The organism is Nocardia arthritidis (genome assembly GCF_011801145.1).
Taxonomy (GTDB): Bacteria; Actinomycetota; Actinomycetes; order Mycobacteriales; family Mycobacteriaceae; genus Nocardia; species Nocardia arthritidis_A.
The window spans coordinates 9330242-9343615 of record NZ_CP046172.1 but is presented as its reverse complement, the minus strand read 5'-3'; the positions used below and the strand labels follow the sequence as shown (position 1 = coordinate 9343615).

Genomic DNA, 13374 nt, shown 5'->3' with positions numbered 1-13374 from the left:
CTACCCATGCGGCGGGTCTGCGGGGTTCGGCCGTGGCAGCGTGCTCAGCTGCGGTTCACGCGTGCCGCATCGCCCGATACACCGCGGCGCCGACGAACGCGCCGAGATCCTCCGGCGTCCATTCCCCCTCGCCGGTGAGCAGCGTGCGCACCGCGCCCTCGCCTGCGGACACCCAAAGTTCAACCAGCGCAGGGAGTTTGCGTTCGGCATCGGCCGTGCCCCAGGCGCGCAGCGTCGGCCGCAGCAGCTCGCGGCAGCGGGTGAGGGCCAGTGCGCGGCCGCGCCCGAACGAATCGGCGACGGCCGGATCGGGATTGCCGTACAGCAGCCGCCATGCGTCGGGGCGGGCGGCGGACTTCTTCAGCAGCGCGCGGAAGCCCTCGACGAAAACCGATTCGTCGGCGTTCACCGTGCGCGCGGGCAGCACCTCGCGCACGCCGTCCAATAGGTAGGTCTCCTCGCGCTGGATCAGCGCCGCGATCAGCTCCCTGCGGTCGGCGAAGCACGCATACACCACCGGCCGGGTGACGCCCATGCGTTCGGCGACGGCCGCCATCGTGACGGTGGCGATGCCGTCCTCGACGGCGATGGCCAGCGCGGTGTCCAGCACCTGCGGACGCCTGCGCTCCGGGCCGAGGTGCTGTGCCCGCTGCCGCGGCCGGGGCGTGTTCGGCGGCACCGCCCCTTGCCGTGGCCGCACCGCCGAATCGCTACCCATGACGTCCAACATATCAGCGCCGCGATCGAGGTTCTTGCTGGTCTCGAGGGGTGAAGATCAACTTCCTACATCCGCGAACAATAATGCTACATTCATGCATGAAACCGCCCGAGGAGCCGAGATGACCGAGACCCTGTTCAACCCGAAGACCTACGATTTCGCCGAATTCGACGCGGAGACCCGGCGGATATTGCGCGCCGTGGTCGACTGGTTCGAGGCCCGGGGCAAGGCGCGGCTCAAGCAGGACGACCGGGATCGCGTCTGGTACTCGGAATTCCTCGACTTCGTGAAGCGGGAGCGGGTGTTCGCCACCTTCCTCACCCCGGCCGCACTGGCCAACGGCGATCCGAACAAGCGCTGGGACACCGCGCGCATCGCCATGCTGAGCAAGATCCTCGGCTTCTACGGCATGTCCTACTGGTATGTATGGCAGGTCAGCATCCTCGGGCTCGGGCCGATCTGGCAGAGCGACAACACCGCGGCCAAACAGCGGGCCGCCGCACTGCTGGACTCCGGTGAGATCTTCGCCTTCGGCCTGTCCGAGAAGGCGCACGGCGCCGACGTCTACTCCACCGATATGGTGCTGGAACCGTTGGCGGACGGCGGTTTTCACGCGACCGGCGGTAAGCACTACATCGGTAACGGCAACCTCGCGGGCCTGGTCTCGGTATTCGGTCGGCGCGCCGACAAGCCGATCATCGACAGCGCCAAGGCGCTCGAAGGCAAACCGGCACAGGAGGATTACGCCGGATACCTGTTCTTCGTCGCGGACAGTAAACATCCCGCCTACAAGCTGTTGCGCAATGTGGTGGACAGCCAGATGTACGTGGCCGCATTCGATCTGGAGAATTACCCGGTCGCCGAGGCCGACATCCTGCATCGCGGCGAGGCGGCCTTCCACGCCGCGATGAATACGGTCAACGTCGGCAAGTTCAATCTCGGATTCGGCGCGGTCGGCGCCTGCGAACACGCCTTCTACGAGGCGATCACGCATGCCGAGAACCGAATCCTGTTCGGGCACCGGGTAACCGAATTCCCGCAGGTGCGTTCGCTGCTGACGGATTCGTACGCCCGCCTCGTCGCGATGAAGCTGTACAGCGAGCGGGCCATCGACTACATGCGTTCGGCCCATGCCGAAGACCGGCGCTACCTGCTGTTCAACGCGATCGAGAAGATGACCGTCACCCGGCAGGGGCAGCGGATCATCGAGGATCTGGCAGATGTGATCGCGGCCCGCGGTTTCGAGAACGATATGTACTTCCCGATGGCCATGCTCGGGCTGTTCGGACTGCCCCGTCTGGAAGGCACGGTGCATGTGAACATGGCGCTCTCGCTGAAGTTCATGGCCAACTACATGTTTCATCCCGCCGACGCCGGATTGGCCGCGCTGCGTTACCTTCCCGGCGCGGGCAGCGCGCCCAAGGGTGCGGTACGGGCGGCGGCGGGCGCGCTCAGCTGGACGAGCCGTGGCCTTGCGTCGCGCGCGGGCGCGGCGGTCCCCAAACTCGCCACCGAGCTGAAAAGGGCCGAATACGAACACATTCCGACCCGCCGCGACGCCGCCGACGACGAATTCCTGTTCCACCAGGGCCCGAGCAGCGGTCTCGGCCGTATCCGTTTCGCCGACTGGCGCCCGGTCTTCGAAAAATTCGCGCACATACCGAATGTCGCGCTGTTCCTGGAACAGGCCCGCGCCTTCCAAACCCTGCTCGCCGCCGCATCACCGACACGAGAACAGCAACGCGACGTCGACTTCCTCTTCGCCATCGGCGAACTGTTCACAATGCTGCCCTACGCCCAACTAATCCTCGAACAGGCCGAGATAGAACACACCGACCCGGCCGTAATCGACCAGATCTTCGACATATTCATCCGCGAATTCGCCAAACACGCACTGACACTGCACGCCAAGCCGACCGCGACCCAGGCCCAGCAACACCGCGCCCTCGACCTGATCCGCAGACCCGTCGCCGACTCGGCCCGCTTCGCGAACGTCCTGGGTCGAGCGCGCGCACACGCCGGTGCCTACGAAATGAACCCCTGACCGGATCGTCTTCCACTCATGCCAGCGCACGTGTGGCCACATCGGCGTGTCGAGCGCGGCTCACCGTGCTGCGGATACGCTGGTCAGTAATTCCGTTGATCTATGCCGGAAGCTCAGTAGCGTACGGCCATGACCGTGGTGCATGAGCCGATTATGACCATCGAGGAGTTCGAGGAACTCGCACGGGCGGCTGAATGTATCGCTGAGGGTGTGCGTCTCGAATTCATCGACGGGCAGCTGGCGGCAAAGGCGATGCCGGATGGCGACCACGGCCGGATCATGCAATGGCTGATTCGTACCTTTTTGATGGTTCGTCCCGAGTTGTTCCTGAGTCCGGCGCGCGGACTGAACGTCGGCAGAAACCGAACGGGCCGCGCTCGGCCTGATGGCACGCTTGCCGAGGCGGAAGCTTTTGCGGGGCAAGGTGAATGGGCAGATCCGGAGCCTGCCCTCATGGTTGTCGAGGTGACATCCGCCGATCAGGACACCGAGCGTCGCGACAGACAGGAGAAGCCGCGGGCATACGCCGATACCGGCATACCGGTGTATCTCCTCATCGATCGCGATTTCCGCACGGTAACCGTGCACAGCGAGCCCAATGGGAATCGCTACGAGCGGGTCGTGACCGTGCTGTTCGGCGCCGAGATACACCTGCCGAAGCCGGTCGATATCACCCTCGACACCGAACCCCTGAAGGACTGGGTCAGCTAACCAAGTCCGTGAACTCGGCGATGACGGGTGCGTGGTCGCTGGGGCCCTTACCTTTTCGCTCCTCGCGGTCGACACCGGCGTCGGTGGCTGCCGCGGCGAGGGCGGGGGAGCCGAGGATGAAATCGATGCGCATGCCCTCTTTTCGGGGGAAGCGCAGCTGGGTGTAGTCCCAGTAGGTGTAGACGCCGGGGCCGGGCGCGTACGGGCGCATGATGTCGGCGAAGCCGGTGTCGAGGATGGCGTTGAAGGCGTCGCGTTCCGGGGCGGAGGTGTGCGTTTTGCCGGTGAAGAATTCGACCGACCAGACATCGTCGTCGGTCGGCGCGATATTCCAGTCACCGACCAGCGCGATCTTCGCGGCCGGGTCGGCGGCCAGCCAACCGGCGGCGTTATCCCGCAGGGCGGCAAGCCATTCCAGCTTGTAGGCGTAGTGCGGGTCGTCGATGGCGCGGCCGTTGGGCACGTACAGGCTCCACACCCGGATGTCGCCGCAGGTCGCGCCGATCGCGCGGGATTCGACAACCGGTGTGCTGATGAGGGATTCGCCCGCGTCCTTGTCGAAGCCGGGCTGGTTCGGGAAGGCGAATTCCACATCGGCCAGGCCGATCCTGGACGCGATGGCCACCCCGTTCCACTGGTTGATGCCGAGATGGGCCACCTCGTAACCGAGTTCGTCGAACCGCTCGTACGGGAACTGGTCGTCGCGGCATTTGGTTTCCTGGATGGCGAGCACATCGATGTTCTGGCGATCCAGGAATGCGGCGACCCGGTCGATTCGGGAGCGGATCGAATTCACATTCCAGGTCGCGAGGCGCACGAAAGACCTTTCTTCACAGGGGTTATTGCTCTGTTCTACCGAATTTCGGCGGGCGCCGCCGCATCATCCGGCGTTGCATACCGGTAGGTGTGGTGTTCCAGGAATCCCATATCCCGGTACAGCGCGATCGCGCCGGTGTTGTACGACTCCACCTGGAGGTAGGCGTGTGTTGCCCCGTTCTTGCTGCCCCATCGGATCAATTCGGCGCAGACCAGGGTGCCGAGCCCGCGCCTGCGATGGTCCACCGACACCGCGACGCAGGTGAGCCCGATCCAGCGGCGGCCGTCCGAGGCGGTCGTGATCGCCCCGCGCCCCACCGCGATCGGCTCCGGCAGGCCGAGCGAGGCGAAGCCGACCGCGCCGTCGTGCACCGCGGCGATCACCTCGACTGGCACCGAAAACTCTTGCGCCGCAACGGCACCGCCCTGGGTGCGGTATAGCCGCAGCCAGGCCTCGTCCAGTTCCGGTGCCACCCGGACCATCGATGGGCCCTGTGGCAATACGAAATTCTCGATATCGATGGCGAGTACCTGGACCTCTTCGCCCGCCTGCCAACCGGGCGGCGTCTGGGCTAGTCGGTCCGGCAGCGCCAGCTGCGGCGGTAGGCCGCGCGCGCCGTACCATTCGCCGATACGGCGTACGGTCTCGGCGGCCAGCACCGCCGGACCATCCGAATTGCCCAGCGGCACAGCGGAATTGGCCCGTCGCGTATATCCGTGCCCGGCCCGTACCAGCCAACCATCGATCCAGGCCTGCTCTATTCCCGGCCAGGCGTACGCCGCGGCGGACTCCAGCGCCCGGATCTCGCCGGTTCGAATAGGCCTGGGTCCCAATGCTTTCAAAGCCACCACACGATCGTAGGCAACCGATACGACGGATCCGTCGGCCGCGCGCACCGTCGGCGGATCGAGTGAGATCAGCTCCCCGATCACATCGGTCATCGACTGTGGATAGCCTGCGGGCAGCAGGTACCGCAGCACAACCCGGCGGCCCAGCGGGATGTCCGGTTCAGTCGTCATGGCCGAACGGATCGGGAACGGTACCCGGAATCCAGCTGAGTCCCGGTGTGCCCCAACCGTTTCGCTTGATCGCCTTCTTCGCCGCGCGGGCATTGCGCCCGACCAGCACATCGGTGTACAGATAGCCGTCCAGATGCCCGACCTCGTGCTGCAGCATCCTGGCGAAGAAGCCCTCACCCTCGACCGTCACCGGATTGCCGTGCTCGTCGGTGCCGGTGACCTTGGCCCAGTTGGCCCGCCCGGTGGGGAACTGCTCCCCGGGCACCGAGAGGCAGCCCTCCTCGTCGTCGTCCGGGTCCGGCATGGTCTCCGGGATGGCGGAGGTCTCCAGCACCGGGTTGACGATCGCGCCCCTGCGGCGCGGCTGCCCCGGCGCGGCCAGATCGGGGCAGTCGTACACGAACAACCGGAGCGAAACTCCCACCTGATTTGCCGCTAGGCCGACGCCGTGCGCCTCGTCCATCGTCTCGTACATATCGGCGATGAGCTCGGCCAATTCCTCCGGCGATTGGTCGACTTTCTCAGTGGGTGTGTGCAGCACCGGGTCGCCGACGATCACGATCGGAAGAATTGCCATAGGACGATTATGGATGATGCACCTCGACACACCCCTACCGGTCGGTAGTCGAACACGCCGTGCGGGCGCCCCGGCAATCCGCGCGGTCCGTGGTTGAATGATCCGCGACGTATAGGCTTTTTCTGCGGCATGAGTGTTGGCCCGGAGGCGGTAGCGGAGCGTGACCACGAAGGGCCAGGCAAATGCCGCCGATCGAATACCTCCGGTGGTGACTCGGCGAGGGAGCAAGATGGACGGCGCAGCGGCTCGGAATCTCGAAGATGCCACAGCGGAAGGTCCGGCGCAGGGAGCCGAACTATCGGAGCCGGACAATTTCGGCGACGACGGCGGCCTGAGCAGGCGTGAGCGCGAAATCCTCGACTTCGAACGGAAATGGTGGAAGTACGCGGGTGCCAAGGAGGAAGCGATTCGCGAACTCTTCGGCATGTCGCCCACCAGGTACTACCAGGTACTCAACGGGGTCGTGGACCGGCCAGAGGCGCTCGCCGTCGATCCCATGCTGGTGAAGCGGCTGCGGCGACTGCGCGCGAGCAGGCAGAAGGCAAGAGCTGCGCGCCGTCTCGGCTTTCAAGTCTGATAAACGGCTAGGGTCTTATTCGTGAGCTACCCGAACACCACTTCTGGTGGTCCACCGTTGCGTGCGCTGGCAATGGTGTTGATCGCGCTCGCCATCGTCTTCGGTGGTCTCGGCGCGATGTCGTTGTCGAAATCCGATTCCGACGGCTCGGAACCGAGTTCGACGAGCAGTTCCGCGGTGGCCGCCGCCCCGCAGGCGCCCACCAAAACGAGCGCGCCCGCCGCGCCCGCGCCGCCGACCACACCGGCCGGCGCAGCCCCTACCAGCGCGCCGGTAACCAGTACCGCCGCACCGTCGTTGCCCCCGACCACCACGAGTACCGCTGCGGCGGTGAATCATTCGGTGCCGGTGCGGGTGCTCAACAACAGCATGATCGCCGGACTGGCCGCCAAGACCGCGAGCGAGCTCGGCGCCGACGGCTGGACGAACGTATCCACCGGTAACTTCCCGGGTGAGAACATCCCCAAAACCACTGTGTACTACGGCAACTCACCCGGCGAGAAGGAAGCGGCGCTGGCCATCGCGAGTGAGCTCGGCGCCTCGGCCGAGCCGAAGGGCAGCGGTTTCACCGATCAGAGTGGCGTTGTCGTCATCGTGACGGGTAACTGACTACAGTCTGTAGTACGCGACACGGCCCTTGTCGTCGTCCGACACGGCGACCGTGGCATCATCTTGTCCGGTAACGAACGTGTCCACCCCGCTGTACTCGTAAACTCGGTACTCGTAAAGGAGTTCCCCCGATGGCCCCGTCCACAACTCGTCGCCCGTCCTGGCGGACTGTGACCCCGGTGCTTGCGGTCGCGGTCTTCGGCCTCGCAGCCTGCTCGAACAGCCAGGAATCCAGCGATGTCAAGGGAACGACCCCGCCGGTGTGGACCGGTGCGTCCACCCCGCCGAACGGCCAATTCGGCACCGAGACCGGCACCGCGAACGCCAACCCGGGCTACAAGGTGGATCTGAAGGATGCGGCCGGGCAGTCGGTCGCCACCGCCAACATCACCAACGTCGGCAACTACCTGCAGGTCTCCGTCGACGCGCACGGCCTGCGTCCCGGCTTCCACGGCCTGCACATCCACCAGGTCGGTAAGTGTGAGGCGAATTCGGTGGCGCCGACCGGCGGTCCGTCCGGCGACTTCCTCTCCGCGGGCGGCCATCTGCAGGTGGGCAGCGCGAACGCGCATCCGTCCAGCGGCGACCTGACCTCCCTCGAGATTCGCTCCGACGGCGCGGGCCAGCTCACCACCACCACCGACGGGGTAACCCTCAAGGACATCAAGGGCAAGGCCATCATCATCCACGCCGATGCGGATAACTTCGGCAACATTCCAAGTCGCTACGTCCGCGCCGATGGCGTCGCGGGTCCGGACGAGTCAACGCTAGCCACGGGCGACGCGGGTGGCCGCGTCGCCTGCGGCGTCATCCAGTAGAGGGTCGCCATGGCCGGGGCAGCAGTCGCGTCAGTTCCCTTCAAAGGTTCGCCCCGGCCGACGATCGGTGTGGAATGGGAGATCGCGCTCGTCGACAAGGTGACGCGCGATCTGTCCAATACCGCAGCGGCAGTATTCGATCAGGTCGGTGACCGCCGCGCCTACGACGGCACCCCGCAGGTGACCAAGGAATTGCTGCGCAACACCGTCGAGATAGTCACCGGCGTGCACGATACGGTCGCCGAATGCGTCGATGATCTAAGCGAGACCATGGACGCGGTGCGCCGGGCCGCCGATCCGCTCGGCGTCGACCTGTTCTGCGCGGGCACCCACCCGTTCGCGCAGTGGTCGGCGCAGCAGCTCACCCGGTCCGCGCACTACGACGAGTTGATCGAGCGCACCCAGTGGTGGGGCCGCCAGATGATGATCTGGGGCGTGCACGTGCATATCGGGATCTCGCACCGGGACATGGTCTTTCCGATCCTGAACTCGCTGCTGCTCACGCATCCGCATCTGCTCGCGCTGTCCGCGTCCTCGCCGATGTGGGCGGGTTCGGATACCGGGTACGCGAGCAACCGGACGCTGATGTTCCAGCAGTTGCCCACCGCGGGCCTGCCCTTCCAATTCGAAAATTGGGCACAGTTCGAACATTTCGTGCACGACCAGCTGAAAACCGGTGTGTTCGAACAGCTCGGCGGCATGCACTGGGATATCCGTCCCGCGCCCAAGTGGGGCACCATCGAGGTGCGCATCTGCGACGGCGTGCCCACCAGGACCGAGCTGGCCGCGATGGCCGCCCTGATCCATTGCCTGGTGGTCGATTTGGAGCGGCGGGTGGCAAGCGGTGAGCGGCTGCCGACGCTGCCGCCCTGGCATGTGCAGGAAAACAAGTGGCGCGCAGCGCGTTACGGTCTCGATGCGATAATCATCACCGACGACGCCAGCAATGAGCGGCTCGTCACCGACGACCTGACCGATCTGCTCAACCGGCTGGAGCCGACGGCGGAGCGTCTCGGTTGCGCCAACGAGCTGGCGCTCGTCGCGGATATCCCCAAGCGCGGTGCGTCCTATCAGCGCCAACGCCGGGTCGCGGCGGCCGCGCAGGGCGATCTGGTCGCCGTGGTGGATGCGCTGGTCAAGGAATTGAACCAGTAATGACCTGGGCGTAAACGCGGCGTTCGGAGTTCAGCGGGCCAGGGGGGTGCCGTTAATCCGGCGTTTACTATGGTCGGGTGCTGATTGATCCGGGACCAGGGGTAGGTGGCGTCACCCGAGAAGTGCGCGCACCCCGGCCGCGGATCTGGCTCGCCGCCGGTATCGCCGCGGTTCCGGTATTGCTCATCGCGCTGCAGATCGCCTCGATCGGGCACGATTTCGAGGGACCGCTCGGCAGCCTGTTGAACGACTACATCGGCACCCCGAAATCCATGTCGGTGCCGTGGGCCGGACTGATTCTGGCGCTGATCGGAATTTCCATGCGGCGCAGGCTGATCGCGCTCGGCGCCGCCGTCGCGATCGATGTGATCGCGGCCACCGTCCGGCTGCTGGCCGGCGGGCATTTCGCGATCGGTAACGGCCCGGTGTGGGTGCTCGCCGGTCTGGCGCTGGTGGCCGGGTTCCGCTGGCGCGGAGCCGACCGACGCAATGCGCTGCACGCCGCGGCGCTGGGTGCGCTGCTCATCCTGGCCACGAAGGTCGGCGATGTCTGGTTGCACATCACGGTGGTGACCCGGCCCGCCGTCTTCGACGAATACGCGATATTGGCCGATCACGCGCTCGGCGATCCGTCCTGGGTGGTGGCCCGGGTGCTCGACGCGCTCGGTCCGGCCGTGCACGCGGTGCTGCACTGGGTGTATATCGAGCTGCCGGTGGCCGCCATCGTCGTCGCGATCTGGCAGCTGCGCCGGGTGGTGCGCGACGGTATCTGGCCGAGTCACTACCTGGTGCGCACCTTCCTGGTGCTCGGACTGGTCGGGCCGGTGCTGTACCTGGTCTTCCCCGTCGTCGGCCCGATGTTCGCCGCGGGCGCCGACGGCCACGGCTTGCAGCTGGGCAATTACTGGCCCGATGTGGTCCCGCCGATCGACCGCAGCCCGGCCGATATGCCGTTCGACGGCTTCACCCCGCGCAACTGCATGCCATCCATGCACACCGCCTGGGCGCTGTCGGTGTTCCTGCACACCCGCCGCGATACCGACGGCGGCCCGGCCCCGCTGTGGCTGCGTGCCCTCGGCACGTTCTGGCTCATCGCGACGCTCACCGCGACCCTCGGCTTCGGCTACCACTACGGCGTCGATCTGGTCGCCGGCGCGGTGCTGTGCCTCACCGTCGAATCCGCGCTGCGCGAACCGGAGCGCGGCTGGGGCTGGTTCCGTGTCCGCATAGTCGGTCTCGGCGCGACAATCCTTGCCGCCCTGCTGATCTGTTACCGCTACCTGGCGGTCCCGATGGCCGAATACCCGGTGGTCGCCGGGACGATAGTGCTCGCGCTGCTCGCCGGGCTCGCCGCCGCCTTCCACGCCACCTGGTTCACCCACCAAACCTTGCCTGCGTCAACGGAACCCGCGCTCGCCGAGCGTTAGGTCGTACCGTGTGCGTTCAGTTATCGATTGGGGAATCGTAAGCGGCGCAAGGGAGTGTGGGCACAGCACGGCAGCTGATCCGAGGTTCACATGACCACTGATTTTCGCACCCGGTACGCTGCGAACGCGCCGGAGGCTCCGGCGTCTCGATCCACCGGGGAATACATTCCATGAAGCGTAATTTCGTCATCGCCTTGGCCGCCGGGGCGCTGGCCGTGTCGCTGGTCGGCTGTGGTGATTCGAAGAAGAACGATTCCGTCGACGCCAACGGGCTGCGCAAGAACGGACCCACCGCTACGTCGACTACCGGCGCACCCAAGCCGACGAGCACCGCGGCCGCCGCGACCACCACCGCGTCCGATACCGCTACGGCCAAGCCGACCGCCGCCGGGGCGGCGTCGAAGACCACCTGCGCCGAATTCAAGAAATTGGACGAGGCGGCGGAGAAGGCGCTGATCGAGCAGATCCTCGCGGAGAATCCGGACAGCCCCTTCGCGGGCAGCCCGAATGTCGCGCTCGGCACCGCGAAACTGGTCTGCCTGGCGTCGAGCTACGCCGATACGCCGGTCGCGGTCGCGGCGCGGATCGTGCCCAAGACCAACTAACCATCCGACCAACCCGCGGCGGCGACGCATCGATCACCGGCAGAATGGCACGGTGGCACACCTAGAGCTGACCGTCCGCCTCAACACCTCCGCGGCCGACGCCCGCCGCGGCCTGGTGCGCCTGCATCCGGAGGCGCTGGCCGCGCTCGGACTGCGGGAGTGGGACGGCATCGCGCTGATCGGATCGCGCCGCACGGCGGCGGTGGTCGGTATCGCGCCCGCGGGAACACCGGCCAAGGTCGCGCTGCTCGACGATATCGCGTTGTCGAACACCGGATTGCGCGAGAACGCGACCGTCGTCGTCGAACCGGTGCGCGTGTACGGCGCGAAACAGGTTTCGGTGAGCGGCTCGGTGCAGGCCACCCGCACCATTCCCGCGGATACCCTGCGGCAGGCGTTGCTGGGCAAGGTGGTGACGGTCGGTGACGCGGTGTCGCTGCTGCCGCGCGATCTGGGCCCGGATATCAGTTCGGCGGCGGCCAGCCAGGCGCTTTCCCGCACCTTCGGCGTGGCGTGGACCACCGAACTGTTGACGGTCACCGCGGTCGATCCGGGGCGCGGTCCGGTGAGCATCCAGCCGAATACGGCGGTGATCTGGGGCGCGGGCGCGGTGGCCGCCCGCGATTCGGCCGATCGCGTCGTTGCCGAAATCCAGTACGGCGCAGACGATTCCGATGTGACAGTCGGGGGCGCTCGGACTTCTCCCGTGGCCGTCGAGGAATTGGCGGGCGTGCAGGTTCAGGCCGCGAAGCTCACCGAATGGCTGAGCCTGGCCCTCGACGAACCCGAACTGCTCAAAACACTCGGTGCCACACCACATTTGGGTGTGCTGATCACCGGGCCCGCCGGTGTCGGCAAGGCCACCCTCGCTCGAGCGGTCGCCGCGCGGCCGGGGACATCGACGGGCCGGGCGGGCAACCGCCGCATCGTCGAACTCGACGGGCCGACCGTCGGCGCGATCGACAGCGGGTCCAGGCTGCGCAGGGTGGCGGCCGCGGTCGCCGAAATCGGTTCCGGCCAAGGCGGAATCCTGCTGGTCACCGATATCGACGCGCTGCTGCCCGTTGCGGCGGAACCGGTGGCGACGCTGATCATCGATCAGTTGCGGGCCGCGGTCGCCGAACCCGCGGTCGCCTTTCTGGCGACAACGGCCAATCCGGCCGGGGTGGATCCGCGGCTGCGCGCACCGGATCTGTGCGATCGTGAGCTGGCCCTCTCGCTGCCCACCGCCCCGATCCGCAGATCGCTGCTGGAGGCCTTGCTGCGCAAGGTGCCGACCGTCGAGCTGAAGTTGGATGAAATAGCCTCGCGGACACCGGGTTTCGTGGTTTCCGATCTGGCCGCGCTGTGCCGGGAGGCGGCACTGCGCGCGGCCGCCCGTGCCAGCAAGGAACATTCGGAACCGCGACTCACCCAGGCCGATCTGCTCGGCGCGCTACAGGTGATCCGGCCGCTATCCCGTTCCGGCATGGAGGAACTCGCGATAGGCAGCCTTGGCCTCGACGATGTCGGCGATATGGCCGAGACCAAGCAGGCGCTGACCGAGGCGGTGCTGTGGCCGCTGCGGCATCCGGATTCGTTCGCCAGGCTCGGCATCGAACCGCCGCGCGGCGTGCTGCTCTACGGTCCGCCCGGCTGCGGCAAAACCTTCCTGGTGCGCGCGCTCGCCGGCACCGGTCATCTCAGCGTGCACACGGTAAAGGGGCCCGAGCTGCTGGACCGTTGGGTCGGCTCGTCCGAGCGTGCGGTGCGCGAATTATTCCAGCGCGCAAGGGATTCCGCGCCATCGCTGATCTTCCTGGACGAAATCGACGCGCTGGCGCCGCGCCGCGGGCAGAGCGCCGATTCCGGCGTCGCCGATCGCGTGGTGGCCGCGCTGCTCACCGAACTCGACGGCGTCGAACCGCTGCGCGATGTGGTGGTGCTCGGCGCGACCAACCGCCCCGAGCTGATCGATTCCGCGCTGCTGCGGCCGGGCCGACTGGAACGGCTCATCTTCGTGCCGCCGCCCGACGCCGCCGCCCGGCGCGAAATCCTGCGCACCGCAGGTAAATCGGTGCCGCTGGCCGCGGACGTGAACCTGGCCGCACTGGCCCGCGACCTCGACGGCTATTCGGCCGCGGACTGCGCGGCACTACTGCGCGAGGCGGCACTGGCCGCGATGCGCCGGGACATGGACGCGGCCGATGTCACCGCCGCCGATATCGCGGCCGCCCGAGCCAAGGTGCGGCCGTCGCTCGATGCCGAACAGGTAGATTCGCTGCGCCGGTACGCGGAGACCAGAAGCTAGTCCTCGC

13 protein-coding genes are annotated in these 13374 nt (G+C 66.8%); 9 read left to right on the top strand and 4 right to left on the bottom strand.

Features of this window, described 5'->3' with window-relative positions; translation table 11 throughout:
• Positions 1-55: 55 nt before the first annotated feature.
• Complete coding sequence (locus F5544_RS42510) at positions 56-718, bottom strand: TetR/AcrR family transcriptional regulator (RefSeq protein WP_167478359.1); 663 nt, start codon at positions 716-718, stop codon at positions 56-58.
• Between the two features lie 121 nt (positions 719-839).
• Between F5544_RS42510 and F5544_RS42505 the strand changes: the two genes are divergently transcribed.
• Positions 840-2762 carry an acyl-CoA dehydrogenase family protein gene (locus tag F5544_RS42505; protein WP_167478358.1) on the top strand — a complete coding sequence of 641 codons (1923 nt, stop codon included), beginning with the start codon at positions 840-842 and terminating at the stop codon, positions 2760-2762.
• Between the two features lie 129 nt (positions 2763-2891).
• Positions 2892-3473 carry a Uma2 family endonuclease gene (locus F5544_RS42500; RefSeq protein ID WP_167478357.1) on the top strand — a complete coding sequence of 194 codons (582 nt, stop codon included), beginning with the start codon at positions 2892-2894 and terminating at the stop codon, positions 3471-3473.
• On the opposite strand, the gene F5544_RS42495 is transcribed toward F5544_RS42500, so the two are convergent.
• From F5544_RS42495 to F5544_RS42485, 3 genes are read right to left on the bottom strand one after another with little or no spacing between them, the layout of a single operon-like run.
• The gene (locus tag F5544_RS42495; protein ID WP_167478356.1) at positions 3466-4290 is read right to left on the bottom strand and encodes an exodeoxyribonuclease III; all 825 of its coding nucleotides are present in this window, start codon (positions 4288-4290) and stop codon (positions 3466-3468) included. The genes F5544_RS42500 and F5544_RS42495 overlap by 8 nt on opposite strands.
• A 35-nt stretch (positions 4291-4325) precedes the next feature.
• A complete protein-coding gene (locus tag F5544_RS42490; RefSeq protein ID WP_167478355.1) occupies positions 4326-5309 on the bottom strand; it encodes an N-acetylglutamate synthase, CG3035 family in 984 nt (327 codons plus the stop codon).
• On the bottom strand, positions 5299-5886 hold the full coding sequence (locus tag F5544_RS42485; RefSeq protein WP_167478354.1) for a peptide deformylase: 588 nt from the start codon (positions 5884-5886) through the stop codon (positions 5299-5301). The genes F5544_RS42490 and F5544_RS42485 overlap by 11 nt, the downstream gene beginning before the upstream one ends.
• Before the next feature lie 229 nt (positions 5887-6115).
• Between F5544_RS42485 and F5544_RS42480 the strand changes: the two genes are divergently transcribed.
• From F5544_RS42480 to F5544_RS42450, 7 genes are all read left to right on the top strand, one after another.
• A complete protein-coding gene (locus tag F5544_RS42480; RefSeq protein ID WP_167478353.1) occupies positions 6116-6463 on the top strand; it encodes a DUF3263 domain-containing protein in 348 nt (115 codons plus the stop codon).
• Between the two features lie 21 nt (positions 6464-6484).
• Complete coding sequence (locus F5544_RS42475; protein ID WP_238846951.1) at positions 6485-7072, top strand: LytR C-terminal domain-containing protein; 588 nt, start codon at positions 6485-6487, stop codon at positions 7070-7072.
• 131 nt (positions 7073-7203) lie between these two features.
• Positions 7204-7890: a superoxide dismutase[Cu-Zn] gene (gene sodC, locus F5544_RS42470; RefSeq protein ID WP_167478352.1), complete on the top strand. Its 687-nt coding sequence runs from the start codon at positions 7204-7206 to the stop codon at positions 7888-7890.
• A gap of 9 nt (positions 7891-7899) precedes the next feature.
• The gene (locus F5544_RS42465; protein ID WP_167478351.1) at positions 7900-9045 is read left to right on the top strand and encodes a glutamate--cysteine ligase; all 1146 of its coding nucleotides are present in this window, start codon (positions 7900-7902) and stop codon (positions 9043-9045) included.
• Between the two features lie 143 nt (positions 9046-9188).
• On the top strand, positions 9189-10472 hold the full coding sequence (locus tag F5544_RS42460) for a phosphatase PAP2 family protein (protein WP_167479889.1): 1284 nt from the start codon (positions 9189-9191) through the stop codon (positions 10470-10472).
• 170 nt (positions 10473-10642) lie between these two features.
• Positions 10643-11077: a hypothetical protein gene (locus F5544_RS42455; RefSeq protein ID WP_167478350.1), complete on the top strand. Its 435-nt coding sequence runs from the start codon at positions 10643-10645 to the stop codon at positions 11075-11077.
• Between the two features lie 52 nt (positions 11078-11129).
• The gene (locus tag F5544_RS42450) at positions 11130-13367 is read left to right on the top strand and encodes an AAA family ATPase (RefSeq protein ID WP_238846950.1); all 2238 of its coding nucleotides are present in this window, start codon (positions 11130-11132) and stop codon (positions 13365-13367) included.
• Positions 13368-13374: the final 7 nt, after the last annotated feature.